The organism is Adhaeribacter swui, assembly GCF_014217805.1.
GTDB classification, from domain to species: Bacteria; Bacteroidota; Bacteroidia; order Cytophagales; family Hymenobacteraceae; genus Adhaeribacter; species Adhaeribacter swui.
The window spans coordinates 290682-313934 of sequence record NZ_CP055156.1; the positions used below are offsets into that span (position 1 = coordinate 290682).

19 protein-coding genes are annotated in these 23253 nt (G+C 43.6%); 7 read left to right on the forward strand and 12 right to left on the reverse strand.

Features of this window, described 5'->3' with window-relative positions; translation table 11 throughout:
* Position 1 precedes the first annotated feature (1 nt).
* The 3 genes from HUW51_RS02375 to recA all read right to left on the reverse strand — a co-directional run bounded on the left by HUW51_RS02375 (position 2) and on the right by recA (position 2902).
* Positions 2-694 carry a response regulator transcription factor gene (locus HUW51_RS02375; protein WP_185272413.1) on the reverse strand — a complete coding sequence of 231 codons (693 nt, stop codon included), beginning with the start codon at positions 692-694 and terminating at the stop codon, positions 2-4.
* 210 nt (positions 695-904) lie between these two features.
* Positions 905-1705 (reverse strand): DUF3108 domain-containing protein, encoded by an 801-nt coding sequence (locus HUW51_RS02380; RefSeq protein WP_228466910.1) that lies wholly within the window; start codon positions 1703-1705, stop codon positions 905-907.
* Between the two features lie 162 nt (positions 1706-1867).
* Entirely contained in the window at positions 1868-2902 is a 1035-nt protein-coding gene (recA, locus tag HUW51_RS02385) for a recombinase RecA (protein ID WP_185272414.1), read from the reverse strand.
* 161 nt (positions 2903-3063) lie between these two features.
* Between recA and HUW51_RS02390 the strand changes: the two genes are divergently transcribed.
* On the forward strand, positions 3064-4197 hold the full coding sequence (locus HUW51_RS02390; RefSeq protein ID WP_228466911.1) for a hypothetical protein: 1134 nt from the start codon (positions 3064-3066) through the stop codon (positions 4195-4197).
* Positions 4198-4903: 706 nt separating this feature from the next.
* Here the strand turns inward: HUW51_RS02390 and HUW51_RS02395 are convergent.
* From HUW51_RS02395 to HUW51_RS02410, 4 genes are all read right to left on the reverse strand, one after another.
* Positions 4904-5971 carry an SHOCT domain-containing protein gene (locus tag HUW51_RS02395; RefSeq protein ID WP_185272415.1) on the reverse strand — a complete coding sequence of 356 codons (1068 nt, stop codon included), beginning with the start codon at positions 5969-5971 and terminating at the stop codon, positions 4904-4906.
* A 77-nt stretch (positions 5972-6048) separates the two neighbouring features.
* Positions 6049-6291, reverse strand: coding sequence for a hypothetical protein (locus HUW51_RS02400; protein WP_185272416.1), 243 nt, complete (start codon positions 6289-6291; stop codon positions 6049-6051).
* A 232-nt stretch (positions 6292-6523) separates the two neighbouring features.
* On the reverse strand, positions 6524-7084 hold the full coding sequence (locus HUW51_RS02405; RefSeq protein WP_185272417.1) for a hypothetical protein: 561 nt from the start codon (positions 7082-7084) through the stop codon (positions 6524-6526).
* Positions 7085-7177: 93 nt separating this feature from the next.
* Positions 7178-8980: a MutS-related protein gene (locus HUW51_RS02410; RefSeq protein ID WP_185272418.1), complete on the reverse strand. Its 1803-nt coding sequence runs from the start codon at positions 8978-8980 to the stop codon at positions 7178-7180.
* Positions 8981-9189: 209 nt separating this feature from the next.
* Between HUW51_RS02410 and dinB the strand changes: the two genes are divergently transcribed.
* Complete coding sequence (gene dinB / locus HUW51_RS02415) at positions 9190-10269, forward strand: DNA polymerase IV (RefSeq protein ID WP_228466912.1); 1080 nt, start codon at positions 9190-9192, stop codon at positions 10267-10269.
* A gap of 105 nt (positions 10270-10374) precedes the next feature.
* On the opposite strand, the gene HUW51_RS02420 is transcribed toward dinB, so the two are convergent.
* The 3 genes from HUW51_RS02420 to queA all read right to left on the reverse strand — a co-directional run bounded on the left by HUW51_RS02420 (position 10375) and on the right by queA (position 13322).
* Positions 10375-11229, reverse strand: a complete 855-nt coding sequence (locus HUW51_RS02420; protein WP_185272419.1) for a pirin family protein — start codon at positions 11227-11229, stop codon at positions 10375-10377.
* A gap of 240 nt (positions 11230-11469) precedes the next feature.
* A complete protein-coding gene (locus HUW51_RS02425) occupies positions 11470-12153 on the reverse strand; it encodes a 2-C-methyl-D-erythritol 4-phosphate cytidylyltransferase (protein ID WP_185272420.1) in 684 nt (227 codons plus the stop codon).
* A 122-nt stretch (positions 12154-12275) separates the two neighbouring features.
* Positions 12276-13322 (reverse strand): tRNA preQ1(34) S-adenosylmethionine ribosyltransferase-isomerase QueA, encoded by a 1047-nt coding sequence (queA, locus tag HUW51_RS02430; RefSeq protein ID WP_185272421.1) that lies wholly within the window; start codon positions 13320-13322, stop codon positions 12276-12278.
* A gap of 125 nt (positions 13323-13447) precedes the next feature.
* Between queA and HUW51_RS02435 the strand changes: the two genes are divergently transcribed.
* The 5 genes from HUW51_RS02435 (at position 13448) to HUW51_RS02455 (ending at position 21262) form a co-directional block, all read left to right on the forward strand.
* Complete coding sequence (locus HUW51_RS02435; protein WP_185272422.1) at positions 13448-14695, forward strand: ABC transporter permease; 1248 nt, start codon at positions 13448-13450, stop codon at positions 14693-14695.
* A gap of 363 nt (positions 14696-15058) precedes the next feature.
* A complete protein-coding gene (locus HUW51_RS02440) occupies positions 15059-15922 on the forward strand; it encodes an LOG family protein (protein ID WP_185272423.1) in 864 nt (287 codons plus the stop codon).
* Between the two features lie 428 nt (positions 15923-16350).
* Positions 16351-17268, forward strand: coding sequence for a lytic transglycosylase domain-containing protein (locus HUW51_RS02445; RefSeq protein ID WP_185272424.1), 918 nt, complete (start codon positions 16351-16353; stop codon positions 17266-17268).
* Between the two features lie 406 nt (positions 17269-17674).
* Complete coding sequence (gene uvrA / locus HUW51_RS02450) at positions 17675-20575, forward strand: excinuclease ABC subunit UvrA (protein WP_185272425.1); 2901 nt, start codon at positions 17675-17677, stop codon at positions 20573-20575.
* A 390-nt stretch (positions 20576-20965) separates the two neighbouring features.
* Positions 20966-21262 carry a hypothetical protein gene (locus tag HUW51_RS02455; RefSeq protein WP_185272426.1) on the forward strand — a complete coding sequence of 99 codons (297 nt, stop codon included), beginning with the start codon at positions 20966-20968 and terminating at the stop codon, positions 21260-21262.
* A gap of 379 nt (positions 21263-21641) precedes the next feature.
* Here HUW51_RS02455 and HUW51_RS02460 read toward each other — a convergent pair whose 3' ends face one another.
* Together HUW51_RS02460 and HUW51_RS02465 are read right to left on the reverse strand one after the other, a co-directional pair.
* Positions 21642-22250, reverse strand: a complete 609-nt coding sequence (locus HUW51_RS02460) for a DUF4142 domain-containing protein (RefSeq protein ID WP_185272427.1) — start codon at positions 22248-22250, stop codon at positions 21642-21644.
* A 94-nt stretch (positions 22251-22344) separates the two neighbouring features.
* Positions 22345-23124: an enoyl-CoA hydratase-related protein gene (locus tag HUW51_RS02465; RefSeq protein WP_185272428.1), complete on the reverse strand. Its 780-nt coding sequence runs from the start codon at positions 23122-23124 to the stop codon at positions 22345-22347.
* Between the last annotated feature and the right edge of the window lie 129 nt (positions 23125-23253).

Sequence of the window (23253 nt, forward strand, 5' to 3'; positions counted from 1 at the left end):
ATTAATCGGTATTAAACTTATACCCCACGCCTTTAATGGTTTTAATGTGATCTTCGCCAATTTTCTCGCGCACTTTCCGGATGTGTACATCTACGGTGCGGGCAATCACGTACACATCGGTTCCCCAAACGTTGTTTAATAACTCTTCGCGGTTAAAAACTTTGTTGGGAGTAGCAGCCAGGAAGGAAAGTAATTCAAATTCTTTTTTGGGCAAGGTAATTTTCTCGTTGTCTTTAAAAACCGAAAAACTGGTGCGATCGATGCGGATATTGCCAATTTGAATAACCTTATTTTCTTCGCCGGTTTGTTGGTTGCCCCGCCGAACGTATGCCGCTAAGCGGCTTATTAAAGCCCGCGGTTTTATGGGTTTGGTAATAAAATCATCGGCGCCGGCATCAAAAGCAGCAATTTCCGAAAATTCTTCGGAGCGGGCCGTTAAGAACAAGATGTAGGTTTCCCGGAATTCCGGCTTTTCGCGCAGTTGCCGGCAAGCGGTAATGCCATCCATTACGGGCATCATTACATCCATCAAAATAATATCCGGATTAAATTTGGCGGCCTTCTCCAGGGCTTCTTTCCCGTTTTCGGCGCTGGTTACTTCGTAACCTTCTTTTTCTAAATTGTACTGCAACAACTCGGTAATATCCGGATCATCGTCCACTACCAAAACTTTGTACTGATTTGTATTCTGCACGTTTTTATTGGTTAAGTAAGTAATAGGTTTAAGGGGTGGGCGGTGAGAAAAAATTTAAAATTTACAATAGATAGTCTCAGATTGTAGAACAAAGATAAAGGAATTCGCTGATTTTAAAATTATGTGGCTAAGTTCTTCTGTTGCATGATTTTTTAAAATTTAAAATTTGGGCGTAAAAAAAGACGATCTTGTGATCGTCTTGTCAGGGGGTTAATCGCTGGTGGCAAAATTTAATCGGTATTTTAAACCGCTGTATTCGTAGAGGTCTACCTTAACGGCTCCTACCAGTAAATTGGCTTTAATAAGTACCGGAACTTTATTTTTATCATCGGATAAATAAACGCTTACCGAACTTTCGCCGGCAAACAAATCGGTGCTGGGCATTTTGGGTACCAGCTTAAAAGCTTTAAATGTTCCGGCTTTGGTATCTATGGTTTCGCGGCCTTTATAAACCACCTGCATATCGTATATTTTTTTATAAAAATAACCTTTCATCCGGATTACATCGCCGGGGCGGTAACGGTCGAAATCTAAAGTACGCAGGTAATAAAAACCGCTTACCACATCTTGCACCCGGTCCGGAATTTTTAAAGTTAAGGTTTGCTTGGTTTCTACGAGAGCAGTTTTGCTGTTATGATTAAAGGTTACGTTTTCTTTTTTGCGGTACTTTCCTTCTTCTACGTTGCGGTAGTATTTTTGGGGCACAATTAAGCTGGTATCAATAAACGAGCGCCAGGTATCGCGGATGCGCAGAAAAAAATCAAAGGAGCCCACGGTTTTGCCAAACACATTAGCGCGGTAGCAAGGCCGGTTATTTACGTGGTGGATTTCAGGGGCAATTTCAATTTCGGCTTCGGCGGCGTTAATTAATCCATAATGTACTTTGTATTTTAAAACTTCGCCGGTACCAAAGTGCGGGCGTTCTTCTGTTGGAATATCTAGAGGTTGCTGCACCACAAAGCCCGAAACAATCAAGAACATCGTGGCGATAGCCAGATAAAATTTGTTCATAGAAAACAGAGTATGATGTACCAGTAATCATCAACTAGTGTACCAACAAATTGCTGGCAAAGGTATAACGAATTTCGCTTGTTCGTATTGGTACTCATACTTAAAAACACAAAAAAAGGTGCCTGTTAGGGCACCTTTTAATTTAAATTAAGTTAAAATGGGTTACTCATTATCCATCATGGCAGCGGCCACTTTCTCGGGTTCGCCTTTAATCATGTTCCGGATTTTGGTTTCAATTTCTTCCATTAAACCTTCGTTATCCAGCAGTAAATTCTTCACCGCATCACGGCCCTGGCCTAATTTCTCGCCGTTATACGAGAACCAGGAACCAGATTTCTGAATAATGTTTAGCTCTACGCCTAAGTCCAGGATTTCGCCTACTTTCGAAATACCTTCGCCGTACATAATATCAAACTCTACTACTTTAAACGGCGGCGCCACTTTATTTTTAACTACTTTTACTTTAGTACGGTTACCGGTTACATTATCGGCACCTTCTTTAATCTGGCCAATCCGGCGGATATCTAAACGGACCGAAGCGTAGAACTTAAGGGCGTTACCACCGGTGGTTGTTTCGGGGTTACCGAACATAACACCAATTTTCTCGCGCAGCTGGTTAATAAAAATACAGCAGCAGCCGGTTTTGTTAATGGTACCGGTTAATTTACGCAAAGCCTGGCTCATTAAACGGGCTTGTAAACCCATTTTGCTATCGCCCATATCGCCTTCTAATTCCCCTTTTGGTACTAAGGCCGCTACGGAGTCAATAACAATAATATCGATAGCGCCAGACGAAATTAAATGGTCAGCAATTTCTAAAGCCTGCTCGCCATTATCGGGCTGCGAAATTAATAAGTTAGTAGTGTCGATACCTAACTTCTCGGCATAAGCCCGGTCAAAGGCGTGTTCGGCATCAATAAAAGCGGCTAAACCACCTCTTTTTTGCGCTTCGGCAATACAGTGTAAAGTTAAAGTTGTTTTACCAGATGATTCCGGGCCGTAAATCTCTACAACGCGGCCCCGGGGCAAGCCCCCGATACCCAAAGCGATGTCCAGTCCAAGCGAGCCTGTGGAGATAGCCGGAATATCTTCTACTTTATTATCGCTCAATCTCATAACAGTACCTTTACCAAAGGTTTTGTCGAGCTTGTCCATGGTTAACTGGAGAGCTTTCAGTTTATCGTTGTTTGCACTCATGTTAGTGGTTTTAATAATTGCTTATTTTTAGGTGAAATTACAATTTTTTGCGCCAACTTGCAAGCATTATACCGGGTATTTACGCCCGCTAATCCGCCACAAATAGGGTCAAATTTAAACAGAATCTTGGCGCTTTTTGTGCCATTTATCCGTGTTATTTTATGCCAAAATACCTGTTATTTTCGCTTATTTTCAGCCTATTGATTATCAATAAAGTACAGGCCCAATTAGATAATACAGCCCTGGAATATCACTTACCGATTAAGTCGGAATACAATCAGGATTTCCGGTTTGGCCTGAATGCTTTTGGCTTTACCCGCAACAACGAGTACTTCAACGATATTGCCGATGGCTATACCTTATTTGGTTATCATTTCAATCCGAAACTGGTTTATTTTCCTTCCGATTTTGTACGCCTGGAAGCCGGTGTTTTTCTGTGGCAGGACTTCGGCAACAACCGGTTTACTCAAATTCGGCCCACCTTTACTTTAAAAGTGCAGAAGAAAAATTACGCTTTACTTTTTGGCAACCTGGAGGGAAATTTAAACCACGGCTACATTGAGCCGCTCTACGATTTTGAAAAAGTAATAAATGATAACCTGGAAACCGGCGTGCAGTTTTTGTTAACCCGCGAACGCACCAAGTTGGATGCTTACATCGACTGGGAGCGCATGATTTACCCCCGTGACCCCTTCCGAGAAGAAATAGCCGGCGGCTTAACTTTTGAACATACTGCCTGGCAAACCGAAAATGGCTGGCGCTTAGGTTTACCTATCCAGTTTACCGCCCAGCACAAAGGCGGCCAAATTGACTCCAGCGACTTGCCTTTGCTCACGGTTTTTAACGGCGCCACGGGTTTTAACCTGGAGAAGAAATTACCCGGCCGTTTCTGGCAGGGCGTGTACACAAAAAACTACTACGTAGTTAATAAAGAATTCTCGAACGTGCCCCAACTGGCTTTTGAACAAGGTCACGGCTTGTACCTAAATGCCGGCGTAAAAACTAAACTCGCTAACGTGATGCTGAGCTATTGGCAAGGGAAAAACTATGTCGCCGAAAAAGGCGGGCGTTTGTTTCAGTCGGCCACCACCTCGTTTTTGCACCCCGGTTACCAGGAGCCTAACCGGAAGTTGCTTATTCTGCGGGTGATGACGGATGTAAAGTTGCTGGATAATTTATTTCTGACTTTGCGCTTAGAGCCGATTTACGATTTTCAGAATCCGGCTTTTGAATTTTCGAACGGCTTTTACCTGCATTATTACACGGATTTGTTTGTGAGTAAGGTGAAGCCGTAATTTTTTAAATTTTTTATTTTTTGAAAGTGATTTCCGTCTCCTTACAACTGGCGCATCTGCTTTTGTAACTGCACACTGTTTAACTTTGGAGCCTTTTCCAGCTATTTTCTCTGGCGCAAGTTTTCAAACTTGGGCCTTCGTACAAGGTAAAGTCTCTGACTTTATTCCGGCCAAAAACCGGAGCCATTAATTGCTTTGGCAAGCTGCTAACAGAGAGTTTTAGTAATTTTATTCTTTACCTTCATTACTTGGAGCCTTTTCAAGTCTCCATGCTCAGGTTCTATCTTGTTTGAACAGGCTGCGTTTGCCTCATGGCCGGCGGGCCTCGTTTGGCTCTTTCGGGCGGTATAAGCTTCCTTTCCTCCTATCGTCGAAATTCTGCTTCGCAGAACCGGAACCTTAGAAGGCCCTCAATAACCAAACTGGTGTCTTTATTCTTAGCTACTGCTTTTCCTTAATTCGACTTATACTACTTAGGTTTAAGCCCTAAGTGTATGCCTTAGTTGTCTATTATTCATTGCTTTAACGATTCATATCAATCGAAATCCTTTCAATTTAATTAGTCGACAGCATCTCCTTCCCTGTTTTAGGGAAGGTGCCGCAGGCGGAATGGTAAAGACGCCTAAGCTTAGAAAGCAGGAGTAATTGATTTCACACCTTACAAGGCACTTATTTTACATGTTTCTTTATCAACTTACAAGCTAATTTATTGCTCTTCCGTGATAAACCGGTTTTCCAGCAATTGCTCTTGCCGGAAGTAAGTAATTTTAAAATCCGGGTTAAAGCGCACGCGCACGGCAGCCTTGGTTTCCTGTTTTTGATTTTTTGATTTTCGGAACGCCGAGCCGTTCTCGAGGTAGGTTAGCTCGTAGCTGTTATTGCCTACATTTACTACAGCCATAGAACCTTCCTGAATGCTGCTCTTCCCGTCCAGAAATTCAGGAAAATGATAGGTGTTAACGTTTTCGTTAATGGCGGCCGGCGTGGTATTGGATAAAGTGTAATAACGCTCTACCTGCGGCGCAAAATAATTACTGGCGTCAAAAGGAGCGGCTTCCATATCGGTGTAGTACGCATTGAGTTGCTGCTGCGCCTTCCGGATAATTTCTTCTTTATCAGTAATTAAACCTGCTGTTGCTGCACTCGTAGCTTGGGTAGTTGGCTCTGCGGAGGTAACGGTTGGATTTTGTAAGGTAGCATTACCCGTGGCAGTACTATCGGAACCAGCTACCGGAATTTGGTCGGAGCGTAGCAAAGCACTATCCGTTGGTTGCACCGGAGTTTCTTCGGCTCCTGGCCCGGTGGGTATAACTTCTTCTGTTTCGGGTCCGGATAAACTAGATATCCGCTCCGAATTAGGTTTATTTAAAAATTGATAGGCTAGCAAACCACCCAACAACAAAACCCCCAAAACAACCAACGAAATTAAAAGCCAATCTTTTTTAGGAGCCGGCCTTACTCCTATTTCGGACTCCTCCGCTTCGTTTAACGAGCCTTCGTCGGTTAAGGGCGGAGTAGTAACGGGCGGTTCCGAAACCGGCTCGCCCGTGTATCCGGTTGGATAAATTACTTTGGTTTCGAGGGGAGCACCCAAAGGATTAGAAACAGGCGCCACGGGTTCTGGGTTCGGCAACTCACTGGGTTCTGAGGCAGTAGAAGTGCCAAAAATAATCCGCTTTTTTAAAGTTTCGTATTCTTCCTGCGTAATCGCTCCGGAATCGAACAAGGTTTTAAGTTCGTTCAGGGAGCGGATGGTGGAATTTTCGTTATCCATATTTTTAATTTCTCGGCTGGGTTTTCTAGCTTTTACGGAATTTTTAAAAATTAGACCTATTGCCCCATTTTATTCTGTTACTCTGCCCGTTCCAACGCGGCCATCAGGTGTTGGTGCATTTGCTGAAACAGGCTTACCGCTTCATTTATAAATGTTTCATCCAGCATTTGCTTGATGGTTTCATCGCCAGCTACTTCCATCTCACTTATTTTGTAAGTTTGTTCGTAAGGCCCACGTTCCAGCTTAATCAAATATTTTCCGTTCCAGGCAAACACCGTAATCTTAACCGCCGCATGCGGAATTTCAGTAACTACGCGCATAGTATTTAGGTTGTAAGTTTTAAGTGATAGGTTTTAAGTAGTAAGTATTATGTAGTAAGTAGTAAGTTTTAGTTTTATATGGTTTTAAGTAATTGGTTTTAAGCTCTAGGAAGGAAGTATAAGCGGTATAGCCTATATAAAAATAAAAACAACATTCGCCTTTGGGGGTGTCTCCACCACCAAAACGGGCCTAAAACCTACAACCTATAACCTACAACCTATAACCTAAACTCTACCAGAACTGCTCAATGGTTTTTAGTCGGTTACGCTCGTTTATTTTGTACGTTCGGTTGCGGCTGGTGCTGGTGATTATGGTTCCCGCCACAAATGCTCCGGCCGAATATTTTAAAAAAGTAAGGGTATTATCGCCGGGCTCTACGTTTAGCGCGTAATTGCCGGCGGCAATTACCGAAAAAAACAGGCCGCCGTTTTTCAAAAGCCGCCCCAGCAACTGCAAGCCCGTAGAAGCCGGGCTGGTGTTGGTTAAGCGTATTTTCCGGATATCGCGGAGCGGGATTTCAGTATCCCACATCACCAAGGAGTATTTATTGATGTCGGTAATCTGGCCGGAGTAAGCGCGTTTTTCGCCGACCAGTTTAAAGGTAATTTTGTTGCCGGTAAAAAAACGGAGGCGGCTTACTCTTCCGGGTTTATCCAGTACTAAAAAATATTTAGGGGCAATGGGCGCCGCATTTTCGGTGGCGGTAGCTTGGGTAGAATCTGCGGTTTGGCTAAAGCAGGAAAAAGCAACTGCAGGAAAAATAAAGGCGAGTACTAGTAAAAATTTAACCATTCCGTTTTCGTGCAAAAATTCGTTACCTGTTCTGGTTAACGGATGTAAATAGCAAAGGCAAGGTTGCTTTTATTAATTTTAAAAAAATAAAGATTATTCCATCCGGATGCCCATTTGCTGCATTAATTTACTGGCATTAAAACTGTTGCAAACCCCAGGATGCAACTTGTAATCAAACAATATTTTATCTCCTTCAATGGTACTGTTAAACGAATAATTCTGGATATAATCGGCATTTTCTTCGGCCATGTTGCCCAGTTCCAAGTCGTGAGTAGAAACCAACCCGGAGGCATTTTGTTCGTGCAACTGCCGGATTAAAGCTTGCGCGCCCAAATGCCGGTCGCGGGAATTGGTGCCTTTTAAAATTTCATCCAGGAAATAATACACTGGCGTGCCGGCGGCGGTTACGTCCAGCAACATTTTCAACCGTTTTAATTCAGCGTAGAACGACGACGTACTTTCGGCCAGATTATCTTCGGTGCGCATGGCCGTGTATACCTGGGCCGGGTAAGCCCGCATGCGCCGGGCGCTCACCGCCGAACCCGCAAAAGCCAGCACCAAATTAATGGCTAACGTGCGCAGAAAAGTACTTTTCCCCGACATGTTTGACCCCGTAATAATAAAAGTTTGGCCCGCCCCATCCATGGCAAAATTATTCGTTACACGGTACTTGGTAAAAATAAGCGGGTGCCCCAGCTCGGTAGCTTCCACTTCAAACGCTTGCTGACTAATTTCGGGTAAGGAATAATCCGGGTTAGCAAATTGAAAAGCGGCTAAACTGGCTAAGGCTTCCACTTCGGCTACTGCCAGCAACACGGGTTCCAAGTTGGCAGCCATGTTTTTTTTCCATTTTTCGAGCCGGAACATCCAGTAATAATCCCACATTAGAGTGCCATTCAGCAAAATGTTCATGTATACGTTAAGCCGCGCCGAAATGTACTGGATAATACCGGCCAGTTCGCTTAAGTAGCCGGAGGCGGTTTTAGATTTTAGCTGGAGTTGCTGCTGCAATGCCAGTAACCTGGGCGAGGTAAAAGTATGCGTTTCGATTTGGGCCAGCAAGGCCGTATAACTTTTTAATACTTCGTACATGCCGCTGCTTTGCTCGTAATATTGCTCCCGAAACATGGCGTACCGCGCATTTAAAATATACTGCACCAACATAAAACCCAATATAGGATAAGATGGAGTATCGAAGAACCACCAAGCCAAAATGCTGCCCACCGTTAAAACCGGTAAAACAAACAGCAAAACTTTTAGCCAGCCTTTATTTTTAAAAAAATCGGGGGCGTGCAGCCATTCAAAGAACAAGTTAGAATTTTGCTTCTCGTGTTTGTAGTGTAAGGCTTTTGCCTGTAATTCTTGCCGCCAACCGAGTTGCAGTGTTAATTCGGCCACGGCGGCCTGTCGCTCCCGGATAATTGCTTCGGTAGCCGGCGCTTTTAACCAACTAGCTAACTTATCCTTCCCGATGGCCGTAACGGCCCGGTTAAGTAACTGAAACAGAGAATGATTGCCAAAAATATCTAAGTCGGAAGTATATAAATGTTGCGGATTTACGTAGCGCTGGCCATTGTCGAAGCCAGCTAATTTGCCTTTCAAGCGTTCCGTTTCTTCGGCATTGATTTTTTTTAAAAATTCGTGATGGTATTGGTTATACCGCAACCGTTGGTGCCAGCGCAGCACTACTAAAAAAATCACGTAAAAAAACAGCACAGCCCCCCAGGCTAATCCGGTTAGATCTTGCTGGAAAAAATACACGATACTGCCAATACCCGCTATAAAAATAAACAAGCGCAACCACCCCACCTGGCTGCACTTTTGGCGGTACCGTTGTTCTTGTTGTTGGTTATCCTGGGTTAATTTTTGAAATATCTCGGAAGGTGATGCCTGCATGCTGAACAGATAACGACTAGATGTTAACGGAATATATAAGTACCCCGCCGGTAAAACAGGATAAATTTAAAAATCCAGCAATGTTAGTTAATTTAATCGGAAGTGAGGATTGGCAAATAGCTAATATTTCTTCGGCAGCTTAATTACTGCTTTTATCTGCTGTTTTTCTGAACTACATTTACTTAGTAAATTTTTAAATTTCTGCTGTTTTGACCACTGCCATCCGCAAAATTATCCACATCGACATGGACGCATTTTACGCGTCGGTGGAGCAGCGCGATAATCCGGAGTTGCGTGGCAAGCCCGTGGCCGTGGGCGGCTCCCGGGCCCGGGGTGTGGTAGCCGCGGCTAGCTATGAAGCCCGGCAATATGGCGTACATTCGGCTTTGGCTTCGCGTATTGCTATTCAGAAATGCCCCAACTTAATTTTTGTAAAGCCCCGTTTTGAGGTGTACAGCGCTATATCCCGGCAAATCCGGGAAATATTTTACCGCTACACTGACTTGGTAGAACCGCTTTCGCTAGACGAAGCTTACCTGGACGTAACCGAAAATAAAGTAGGTATGCCCTCGGCCTCCATAATCGCCAAAGAAATAAAAGCCAGCATTCTAACCGAAACCGGCTTAACTGCCTCGGCCGGCGTTTCTTTTAATAAATTTCTAGCCAAAATTGCCTCCGACCTGAATAAGCCCAACGGCTTTACTTTGGTAACACCCGATAAAGCCGCCGCTTTGGTAGCCAGTTTGCCCATCGAAAAATTTCATGGCATTGGCAAAGTAACAGCCGCTAAAATGCAACAATTAGGCATTAGTACCGGCGCCGACTTGCGCGAACGTTCCGAAGAAGAACTATTTAGGCTTTTTGGTAAAACCGGTCAGTATTATTACCGCATTGCCCGCGTGCAAGACGACCGGCCGGTGCAACCCCATCGCATCCGAAAATCTATCGGCTCGGAGCGCACCTTCGACGTAGATTTAGTGCAGGAAGAAGATTTGCTGGATAAGCTGCAATTTCTGGCCCAGGAAGTAGCCCAGGACATGGCACGTCTGCAAACGGCAGCCAAAACCGTTACTTTGAAATTAAAATATTTCGATTTTACCCAGCAAACCCGCAGTAAAACCTTACTGAGTTATTTAAATTCGTCGGATGCCCTATTTACCGTAGCCCGCGATTTATTGCGCACGCCCGCTTTACCACTTTACCCGGTGCGCTTACTGGGTATATCGGTTTCTAATTTACTCTACGCCCACGACCAACCCGTTTCACGCCAACTTACTTTCGACTTCTAAACCTTGATTTAAAGGATTAAAGGATTCTCAGGAGTGTTTCGAGATTTTGATTTTTGGGATTATTAAATTTATCCAGATTTTTAAAATTTATATTTTTTAAAATTCTTAATCGATCCACACGCCCATTTTGCCCATTTGGTAATCGCGCATGGCTTGCATGATCTCGGCCTGGGTATTCATCACAAAAGGGCCTTGGGCTACTACCGGCTCGTTATACGGTTCGCCATGCCCCAGAATAAGTGTGGTATATTCGGTAGCTTCTATCCGGATTTCTTCTTCATCCTGATTAAATTGAACTAAGTTATGCGTGCCCGCGGGTTCGCCATTTACGTTTACCTTACCCCGCACCACGTAACATAAAATACTGCGGTTGGCAGGCACTTGAGTGGTAAAAACGCCACCAGCTAGCAGTTCTAACCGGACAATTTGAATATCCGTCAGGGACGCTACGGGTCCTGGAGTGCCCGCCCAGTTACCCGAAACCGCATGGATGGTAACTTTACCTTCGTCCTGCACTACCGCCGGAATTTCTTCTTGCTGCAAGCCTACGTAATGCGGGGCTACCATTTTAAGTTTTGCGGGCAAATTAAACCACAACTGAATTACCTCTACGTTGCCGCCGTGTTCTTTAAAATCTTCCGACGAAACTTCCGCATGAATTAAACCCCGGCCCGCCGTCATCCATTGAATACCGCCGGCGCCAATAACACTTTCGCCGCTGCCGGTATCGCGGTGCACGATGTCGCCGGCCAGCACAAAGGTTAGCGTTTCAAAGCCCCGGTGCGGGTGCGGCCCAAAAGGCAATCCCCGGTTAAATGGCGGGTAAACCTGCGGACCATGATGGTTTAAAAATAAAAAAGGATCCAGGTAGTCGATTTGGTTTGAAGGCAAGGCCCGGTAAGTAACCAAATCGTGAATAGGAGCATAAACCGCCGTATGTATTTTTTTGATGGTGCGCATAATAAATTAATCAGCAGATTTTTTAAAATTTTAAAATATAACCATAAATACACGCAATTGTTGATTAAGCTTGTTTCAAAAATAGGTAACCAAACTCCCGAATAGGAAGTGTTGCTACCTTTTACCCAGGTACAAGCACCCGATTACTATTAATTAATGCAGCTATTAGTTTTATCTAATCTAGGTGAATACTCCGGTTTATTCTATTTATTAACCTTTTATCAATTAGAAGTGAATCAATTACTTACCCATTTTTAAAAAACTTTCGGCCCAGATTAAATCTTCGGGAGTGGTAATTTTTAAATTTTCGTAAGCTCCCGCAACCAGATTAATTTTTTTGCCCAGCCGTTCTACTACCGAGGCATCATCGGTAAAAGAGGATTCCTCCGGTAATTGATAGGCCTGTCGCAGCAATGCAAGCTGAAAGCATTGGGGCGTTTGCACCAAGCGGTATTCGGTCCGGTCCAGGGCTTCGCTGGTATTATTTTTTAAAATTCGGATAGATTCTTTTAAAGGTACGGCTACTACGGCATTGCCTTTTTGAGCGGCTACGGCAAAAGCCTCCTGAATAACCGCTACAGGCGCAAAAGGCCGCACGCCGTCGTGCACCGCCACTACGCCGTCGCCTGAAATTACGGCTAAACCATTTTTAACCGAAGCAAACCGCGAAGCGCCGCCCGCTACTACCTGGTGTGTTATAGTAAAATTATTATCAACGCAGAGTTTCTGCCAGAATAAAATCTGATCGGAGGGTAATACCAGTATTATTTTTATCTCTGGATTGTAGTCGTAAAATCGTTGAATGGTGTGCATTAAAATGGGTCGCCCTCCTACGGAGATAAACTGTTTAGGCAACTGGCTTTGCATGCGGGTACCCGAGCCTCCGGCTACCAAAATAACGAATTCCTGATTATTAATCGACATAAGGCCAAATATACAAAAACAAAAAACCCGCCGGCTAAACAACCAACGGGTTTTCAGAATAACTGTTTTACTGTCTAAATACCAGAATCTAACATCTAATATCTAACATCCAAAATCTAATTTTAAATAATCAACATGGCATCGCCGTAGCTAAAGAAATTGTATTTCTCTTTTACGGCTGCATTATAGGCTTCCATAATAAGTTCGTAACCACCAAAAGCCGCCGCCATCATTAATAACGTAGATTCGGGCATGTGGAAGTTGGTTAACAAAGCATTGGCAATCCGGAAATCGTGCGGCGGGAAAATAAATTTATCGGTCCAGCCTTGGTTGGGCTTCAACCGGCCGTTCGCCGATACCGATGACTCCAGCGCCCGCAAAGTGGTAGTACCAATAGAGCAAACGCGTTTTTTATTATCCAGCGCCTGGTTTACCAAAGTAGCGGTTTCTTCGGGCACAATAAAGCTTTCGGAATCCATTTTGTGCTTGGTTAAGTCTTCCACGTCTACGGGTCGGAAAGTTCCTAAACCAACGTGCAGCGTTACAGGAGTTACATTTACCCCTTTAAATTCCAGACGTTTTAACACTTCTTTGGTAAAGTGCAAACCAGCGGTGGGAGCAGCCACGGCGCCTACGTGTTTGGCGTAAACGGTTTGGTAGCGTTCGCGGTCTTCGGGTTGTGCTTCGCGCTTAATGTATTTGGGCAGCGGGGTTTCGCCGAGTTCGTTAATGGTTTTGTAAAATTCTTCGTCGGTGCCATCAAATAAAAACTTAATGGTACGACCACGGGAAGTAGTGTTATCAATTACTTCGGCTACTAAATCGCTTTCGCCGAAATACAGCTTATTACCCACCCGGATTTTCCGGGCCGGATCCACGAGAACATCCCACAGGTGAATGTCTTTATTTAGTTCACGGAGCAAAAATACTTCTATCTTGGCTCCGGTTTTTTCTTTGTTGCCGTACATGCGGGCCGGAAACACTTTGGTATCGTTAATTACCATGGTGTCGCCGTCGTCAAAATAATTTAAAATTTCTTTAAATATTTTATGTTCTATCTTGCCGCTATCGCGGTGTACCACCATCATGCGCGCTTCGTCGCGTTCTTTGGCGGGGTGCATGGCAAGAAGGTTGGCGGGCAGGTCAAATTTAAATTCGGAGAGCTTCATATTTAATATTAACAGTATTAATTTAATATTACGGTATTAAATTTTAAAAAGAGGCGCAAAGTTAGTTAGTTTAGCGCAATTATTATTATTTTTAGAAAAATTACTTCAAAATCTCTTCAAAAAGAATGATTTACCTCCGACTCATTCTGGAAAGTTTCCGGTTCGCCGGACAAGCCTTACGCGCTAACTTGCTGCGTACCATACTTTCGTTGTTGGGGGTAACCATTGGCATTTTTGCTATTATTTCGGTTTTTACCATCGTGGATTCGCTGGAACGCAGCATTCGCAACAGTATGAACTTTTTAGGTAATAACGTAATTTACGTGCAAAAGTGGCCTTGGTCGTTTGGCGGCGAGTATCCGTGGTGGAAATATTTTCAGCGGCCGGCTCCCAGTATTCGCGAGTTTCGATTACTTGAGCGGCGCCTGGAAAATGCCCAGGGCGTAGCTATTTTCTGGGATAACGGCAACAATACGCTCAAGTACCGCAACAACAATATTTCGGATATTAATTTAATCGGCGTATCCTACGCCTACAATTTGGTTTCGGATATTCCTACCGCCGAAGGCCGTTATTTTACTACCCAGGAAGTGGATGCGGCCCGCAACGTAATTATCATTGGCGCTACCATCGCCGAAAATTTATTCCGGAATCAATCGGCTTTAGGCAAACCCATCCGGATTAAAGGATTAAAATTTACGGTGATTGGCGTAATGGAAAAGCAAGGCGAAAACATGCTGGGTGCGCCTACCAACGACAAAAATGCCATTATTCCGTACGGCGCCTTTAGTAAATTATTTTCGATTGGCCGCGGCGGCGTAGAACCTACCATTGCCCTGAAAGGCTTTGACTCCGATCCGGGTTTGCTGGAACTGGAATACGAAGCTAAAGGCGTAATGCGCAACATCCGGGGTCAGAAACCCCGCGAGGAAGATAGCTTTGCTTTAAACCGTCCCGAAATGGTAGCCGAAGCTATTTCCAGTTTGTTTAATGTAATTGGGGTGGCCGGTTGGGTAATTGGCGGGTTCTCCATTTTGGTGGGTGGCTTTGGCATTGCCAACATCATGTTTGTATCGGTAAAAGAACGCACTAATATCATCGGCATTCAAAAATCGCTGGGCGCTAAAAACTACTTTATCTTGTTTCAGTTTTTATTCGAGTCGGTTTTTTTAAGTCTAATTGGCGGTGGCGTGGGTATTTTTATTGTTTTCCTGATTACGCTCATTCCGCAGGATGCTTTAAAATTACTGCTGAGCATTGCCAATATTTCGCTGGGTCTAGGTGTTTCGGTAGTAATTGGCGTACTGTCGGGTATTATTCCAGCGGTACTGGCATCTAACCTCGACCCGGTAATTGCCATTCGCTCGAAGTAAGCCAGTCTGCTATTCTAATTTTTAAAATTTTAAATTTTCTGGCCAACCTTTTGGGGTACTGTGTCCTGGCACTTTATTATCCTTTCTATAGCACCATTAAGTTTATAGCAAACCCAAACACAGGTTTAAGCAAAATCCGGTGAAAGCCCGAAAACGGCTTTATTTTACTCTGTTTGCTATTTTCTAAGTTTTTATTAATCCCCAAACCGCAACTTTTCCGCAGAATTCGAGTTGTTATAAATCGGCCTTGTCCAATAAAAACAAGCTATTTGCAACTGCGACAACCGATTTTTAAAATTTTTAATTTCTAGAATACATTATACCACGGCAACGCCACCCGGCATTGCTTGATTTTGATTACCTATGGCTAAACTCAGTAAAACCAGCAAAACCAAACTTCAGGAAGAAACTACCAACACTGGTAGTGGACAAACTATTATTCAACCCGATGTAAACGAAAATAAGGCGAAATCGATTAAAGAAGCCAAAAAGCAAGCTTTAAAAGAAAACCGCACTATTTCCGACGACGATAGTAAGATCCGGAAAGCATTTGTAGACAAAGACTGGAACGAAATCCGGGTTGCCGATTCCTGGCAGATTTTTAAAGTAATGGCCGAATTTGTAGAGGGCTTCGAGAAACTATCACGCATCGGGCCTTGCGTTTCAATCTTTGGTTCGGCGCGTACCAAGCGCGATAGCCCTTATTACAAAATGACGGAAGAAATTGCGGCCAAACTGGTGCGGCACGGTTACGGTGTAATTACCGGCGGCGGTCCCGGCATTATGGAAGCGGGTAACAAAGGCGCCCATTCCGAAGGGGGTAAATCAGTGGGTTTAAACATTGAATTGCCGTTCGAACAATTTCATAATATTTACATCGACCACGATAAGCTGCTGGACTTTGATTACTTCTTCGTGCGGAAAGTAATGTTTGTGAAATACGCGCAAGGTTTTGTGGTAATGCCCGGCGGCTTTGGCACCCTCGACGAGTTATTCGAAGCGATTACCTTAATTCAAACCAAGAAAATTGGCAGGTTCCCGATTATTCTAGTGGGTAAAAAATATTGGCAAGGCTTATTCGATTGGATTGAAGACGTGATGCTGAACTCCGAAAGCAATATCAGTCCGGAAGATTTAAATTTAGTGCACCTGGTAGATAATGCCACCGACGCCGTAAAAGTAATCGACGAGTTCTATAGCAAATACTTGTTATCGCCGAACTTCTAGACTTTTTTCTAATTTAAATCTCACCCAAAAACATCTATTCTTCAAAGTTCCAGAGCACCATCGCAGCCAATTTCCTGATAAAAAATATGAACGGGATGAAAAATCCCGTTCAAGTAAGAAGCTTACGCTCGAGAAAATAAAAAATTTAAAATTTTAGCTGATAAGCTAATAAGCGACCGTTCTGGTTTTTTTTCTAAAATTTAAAACTAAAATTAATTGACAATATAGTTTACTCAAACAGAATTGCTTAAGCTGGAAGCATTGCCAATTAGCCGGTTTAATCAATAAAATAATTCGGAATACATCCGCTTCAATACTAACTTTTATGATAATTTCAGAAAAGTGATTGTTTTAAAATTATCCGGAAACCCGAACCAACCTTAAATTATAGGGGTTGTTACAAATCAAAACCGGTAAAAGTACTTCGCATGGCACACCTCATTTCTTATACAAAATACTTATTTTTTGCTGCTTGTTTATTAGGTGTTGTAAATTTATGTAGCCAGCAAGTAAGCCCCAGCCAGATCGCTAATTTAGGTCATCGGCCTTTTCCTTTGCCTCAATCATTGTCTTTTGCTGGTGAGCCAGTTCCTTTTGATGTGCCCGATGTAGCCGAACGCCTTGACCGCGAATTACAATCGAATGCCTACTTTCACTCGAACGTATTACTGGCGCTAAAACGCTTACAACGTTCGTTACCCGAAATGGAACGATTACTGGAGGCCAACGGTTTACCCGCCGATTTTAAGTATGTAGCTTTAGCGGAAAGTTTACTGGGCAATGTTATTTCGCCGAAAGGCGCAGTAGGTGTATGGCAGTTTATGCCGGCTACCGCCCGGGAATTAAAACTTACCATTAACGACGAAGTAGACGAACGGTACCATTTCGAAAAATCAACTATTGCGGCTTGTACTTATTTTAAAAAGGCAAAGCAACGTTTCGGTTCCTGGACTAACGCGGCTGCTTCGTACAACCGGGGCATGGGTGGTTTACAAGCTGCTTTAAAAGCCCAAAAAGTTACCTCGTATTACGATTTGTACCTGAACGAAGAAACTTCACGGTACTTGTTCCGGATTTTAGCGTTAAAAGAAATTCTGGAGAACCCGAAGCGTTACGGTTTTGATTTGCTGCAAGCCGATGCGTACGCCAATGTACCTACTCGATCCATAACCGTATCCAATACCATTGATGATTTACCACAGTTTGCTTTGGAACAAGGCATTAACTATAAAACTCTGCGCCTGCAAAACCCTTGGTTGCGTGGTTACAAATTAACTGTAGCCGATACCACCTCCGTTTACTCGTTACAAATTCCGCAAACTTCGGTAAACTCGGCGCGGGATTAAGAGATCTGCTTTCTAGGTAGCATTTTTTAAATTTTAAGATTTTCAAAATTTAAAAAATTTGTTTGTGAAGACACAAATGATGGCAAAGATGGTAAACAGGGGCACTAAGATGCCGCCGTTATGCCGCCGTTTGTGTCTTCACAAATGGCTTTTATGCACGTCTTCGTACTATTAACCAACTATCTTCTACCTAATTTCCAAATCTAAAAAGGCTTTATTCCGGTTTATTCAGTTCATTAAAAAGTAAAATTTTTAAAAATGTTCTGATTACAGGCTACACTCCCACCCAGCAGAACACCGCATTTAAATTAAACTAAAACGGCCGAAAATTGGTTAAGATATGATTAACCTTAACCTGCTAATACGCGGTATTTTGCGTATCTTTGCGGATTAATTAAGCCCCACAATGGCCTCAGAAAAAGAAGCAAATCTACTTATTGATAATGGGACCGCCACGGCGGAAACACCCGAAACACCCTCTACCACCGAAGCGCCTTTAATTGAAGTTTACGGTGCCCGGGAACATAATTTAAAAAATATTAGCCTGAAAATTCCACGCAACAAGCTGGTAGTTTTTACCGGCATTAGCGGCAGCGGCAAGTCGTCGTTGGCGTTTGATACCATTTACGCCGAAGGCCAGCGCCGCTACATGGAAACCTTTTCGGCGTACGCGCGCTCCTTCCTGGGCGGATTGGAGCGGCCCAACGTAGACAAGATTGAAGGCTTAAGCCCGGTTATTTCCATTGAGCAAAAAACCACTAGCCGTAACCCGCGCTCCACGGTAGGCACCATCACCGAAATTTACGATTTCCTGCGTTTACTCTACGCCCGTACTGCCGAAGCATTTAGTTATGTTACTGGCGAACGCATGATCCGGCAGTCCGATGATCAGATTGTAAACCATATTCTCGAAAACCACGACAAGAAAAAGCTGATTATTCTGGCACCGGTGGTAAAAGGTCGCAAAGGGCACTACCGCGAATTATTCGAGCAAATTCGGAAAATGGGCTTTGTGCGCGTACGGGTTGATGGTGATTTAATGGAACTGGTGCCTAAAATGCAGGTCGACCGTTACAAAATTCACGACATCGAAATTGTCATCGATAAGATTATCGTGAACACGGAAGATCGTTACCGGCTGTCGAGCTCCATTCAAAATGCGCTGACACACGGCAAAGGTACCGTTACCATTCTGGATCCGGATACCAACGCATCGCACTTTTTCTCACGCCACCTCATGGACCCGGCTACTGGTATTGCTTACGACGATCCGGCGCCTAACACGTTCTCGTTTAACTCGCCTTATGGCGCTTGCCCGAATTGCAATGGATTAGGGGAAATTCAGGAAATTACCGAAGAATCGATTATTCCGGATAAAACTTTAAGTATTAGCCGCGGCGGCATTGCGCCCCTCGGTGAGTTTCGCGACATCTGGATTTTTAACCAGATTCAAACCATCCTGAAACAAAACAAACTCAGCATTTCTACGCCGATTCAGGATATTCCGGCACCCGTTTTAAACCAGTTGCTGCACGGCATCGACGAAGATATTATTGTAAAAGCCAAGGGGCAGAACTTTATTACCCAATTTGAAGGCATTATTAATTTCCTGCGCAAACAAATGGATTCGGATTCGGATGCTATCCGGACCTGGATTAATGAGTTTACGCAAACCAGCGTGTGTCCCGAGTGCCAAGGTTACCGGCTGAAGAAAGAATCGCTGCATTTTAAAATTGACGGCTTGCACATCGGCCAACTGGCGCAGTTTAACATTGGCAAGCTAGCCGATTGGTTTACGAACCTGGAAGACCGGTTAACCGAACGCCAGAATTTAATTGGCCGGGAATTGCTCAAAGAAATCCGGAAGCGGATTAAGTTTTTGTTAGACGTGGGTCTGGAATATCTGAACCTGCACCGCTCCGTACGCACCTTATCCGGCGGCGAATCGCAACGTATCCGGTTGGCTACCCAAATTGGTACGCAGTTGGTGGGCGTATTGTACATTATGGATGAGCCCAGCATTGGCTTGCACCAGCGCGACAACGAAAAACTGATTAATGCTCTTAAAAACCTGCGCGATATCGGTAACTCCGTAATTGTGGTGGAGCACGACAAGGACATGATTCTGCACGCCGATCATGTGCTGGATATTGGTCCGGGGGCTGGTATTCACGGGGGCCATATCGTAGCGGCGGGTTCGCCCACCGAAATTTTTAACTCGGGCAGTTTAACCTCGCAGTATTTAAGCGGCCAGAAACACATTGAAGTACGCCGGGAAAAACGGCCCGGTAATGGCAAGTTCCTGGAACTACGCGGTGCCAAAGGTCATAATTTAAAAAATCTATCGGTTACGTTTCCGTTAGGCAAATTGATTGCGGTTACCGGCGTGTCGGGCAGTGGTAAATCTACGTTAATCCACGATACTTTATTCCCGATTTTAAATCAGCATTTTTTTAATGCTAAACGCGATCCGCTTGCCTACCAGGCCATCGAAGGTCTGGAGCACCTGGATAAAGTAATTGAAGTAGATCAGTCGCCGATTGGCCGTACGCCGCGTTCCAATCCGGCTACGTACACCGGCATGTTCACGGATATCCGGGCTTTGTTCGCGCAATTACCCGAAGCTAAAATCCGGGGCTATTCGGCGGGACGTTTTTCTTTTAACGTAAAAGGCGGTCGCTGCGAAACCTGCGAAGGCGCCGGCATGCGCACCATCGAAATGAATTTCTTACCGGACGTATACGTACCTTGCGAAACCTGCAAGGGCAAACGCTACAACCGTGAAACCCTGGAAGTACGCTTTAAAGGCAAATCCATTACCGATGTGCTGGACATGACCGTAGAAAAAGCGGTAGAGTTTTTCGATAACCAGCCGCGCATTTTGCGCAAAGTGCAAATTTTAAACGAAGTAGGTTTAGGCTACATTACTTTGGGGCAACAAGCCACTACCCTATCGGGCGGCGAGGCACAACGGGTAAAATTATCTACCGAGTTAGCTAAAAAAGATACCGGTAAAACGTTTTATATTCTGGATGAACCAACCACTGGTTTGCATTTCGAAGACATTAAGCATTTGGCCGATGTGATTCATAAGCTCGTGGACAAAGGCAACACGGTACTGCTCATTGAGCATAATTTGGATATGATTAAAGTTGCCGACCACATTATTGATATTGGTCCGGAAGGTGGCGACGCGGGCGGCACCATTGTGGCCCAAGGTACACCCGAAGAAGTAGCTGCCTGCAATAAAGGCTATACCGCCCGGTTCCTGCGCGAAGAATTACGTACCAGCCAATATTTGCCTTAAGATACTTTTGCTGAATGAAGCTGTAGCAGCCGTTGTGCTTTCAAATAGAAACGCAACGGCTGCTTTTTTTAAAATTATTTTATTTCACCTGGTTTCTCGCTGTAATGCACCCTTGTGGCAAACGCCACTCTAGCTATCATCTTAAATTACATCTACTTATATACCAGTAAATTACAACACATACTTTCAGTAATTTTTTTTCAAACTAACTTATTTAAAAGCTTTTAATTTTTGTTTATTACTTTAATTTTTAATTATTTTTAAAAAAGACGGAAATATTAATCTTTAATATATTTCGTTCGTACTAGTGAAAAATTTAATTTACCGCGTAATTTCTGAGTTCGACTTTTCAGCTTTCGTCAGATATTATTAGTGAGGAGAATTTCCTAGATGAAAGAGACTACCTTTTTAAATTTAATTACCACCAACACCGGCCAGCAGTACGTTATCGATCACCTGGACCAGGTTGCTTTAGGCATTGTAAGCAATACGAGTGCTACTTCTAACCCGGCTTTTATTCCTACCACTTACTCCGTGTATAAAACCATTATTGCAGACGAGTACTTGCTGGAAATAACCCAATACAACAGCGACGAAGATACCCTGCATACCTCTTACCAGGTTATTTCGGAAGAAGAAGCTTTACCGTACCTGGATAATGGCAATACCAATATGCTATTCTATTAATTTTATATAGACACAAGTATCAAGATATTAGATGTTAGACTTTTGCTAATTAACCAACTTAATATCAATAATTTATTGCACCAATTCCGACATTGAGGATACAAAATTAAATTTGTCCAGTTACTTAAATACTAAAACTTTCTTAAAAAAACTGGTAACAAGAACATTCCTACTTGAAACCCAAAGGTTTTGCTTTAATGCCGCAGTGGGGCTTACGGTGCCGAAATTTGTGTTTTCACAAACTTCTTCTACTTCTTTCTATTTTTACCGGTTAATTTATTAACCCAAATTCCCTTTAATAAACTATCCAATTTTTAAATTTAAAGCAACAAAAAAGCCGAAGCTGTGGCCCCGGCTTTTCTCTGTTTTTTAAAAATTTTTATTTTGATGCTACTTTGTCATTCGCTTTTTTAGCCATATCTAAGTGCATTTTAAGTACCGGTAAAGTTTTGGTGGCAAACCCTTTTACATCCGGGTCTTCCATATTGCTAGCTTTTTCAAACTCGGCAATATCTTTCTGGTGATCTTCCACCATCATGCTCATGTAGTGCTTGTCAAAATCAGCGCCCGACAGTTTCGATAGTTCGTCTACGTGTTTCTGATGCTCTGCCAGCAGTTCTACAGGTAAGGTTACATTTTTAGAAGCGGCCACGGTTTTTAGCTCGCTGTTGGCTTTACCATGGTCTTCTTCCATTTTCTTACCAAAAGCTTTCACATCGGCGTTGCTGCCTTTTTCCTGCGCCATTTTACCCAACGTAACTTCCATCATACCACCGCTGGCGGCTTTCAGCATAAAGTCGTTTGCGGGCGTGCTGGTTGGTGTTTCGTTCATGGTAGAATCGGTAGTACTGGCGGCGGAGCTATCTTCTCCCGATCCGGATAAGTTATCGGTGGCAGCAGTTTCGGTACTTGCTTTTGGATTCGAATCACAGCCGTAACCTACCACTAAGGCAAATGCTAGCAGTCCATTACAAATTATCTTTTTCATAGGTTTACTTTTTTAGCTTTGTAAATTCCGTTTTTTAAAAAATCTTTTCCCTCTATACGCAGCTATTGCTATTACGTTTTACTAGTACTAGCACTTAATTCCCTGTAAACCGGGGGCTTCTTTTTTCCAGAAAAGCCGCCACGCCTTCCCGGAAATCGGTAGTTTTTCCAGCAATCTCCTGGCACTCGGCTTCTAAATCCAGCATTTCGTGCAGCGTAGCACTGCCGGACTGCTGCAGCATTTTTTTAATTAAACCAATAGCTTTGGTGGGTGCGGCGGCGTAACGTTCGGCTAGTTGTTGCACGGTTTTATCGAGAGCTTCGGCGGTAACCACCTGGTTTACCAAACCTAGTTCCAGGGCATCGTGCGCGTTTATTTTTGTACCCAAGGTGCATAATTCAAAAGCTTTTAACGAGCCTACCATACGAGGCAGGAAAAAAGAAGCTCCCGAATCGGGCACCAAACCAATGTTTATAAACAACTGACTTAAACTGGCCGCCTCCGAAGCAATAATTACATCGCAAGCCAACACCAACGAACAACCTGCCCCGGCGGCCACGCCGTTTAACTTGCCAATTATTGGTTTGGGCAAATCGCGCATAGACCGGATTATAGGGTTATATCGTTGATGTAAGGCATCAGCCAGAGATTGATTGGTTAACAGAGATGTTTCTTTTAAATCCTGACCGGAACAAAATGCTTTTCCCGTACCGGTAAATATTAACGCTCTTACCTCCGGATTAGCAGCTACCTCGTCTAAAGCAACCTTTAGTTCTTCGGTGAGTTTTTCGTTTACCGCATTAAATACTTCCGGGCGATTTAAGGTAATGGTGGCAATGTTATTGGCGAGAGTTAAAAGCAGCGTTTCGTACATATAAACCTGATTTTTAAATAATTACTAAGTGTACTAAAACTAGTTAATTCTGCAGGGATAAACACTTATTCTGGTTTATTTCTCTAAATAAAAAGAGGCAATTTATTATCCCTGATTTTTATTTAGCTT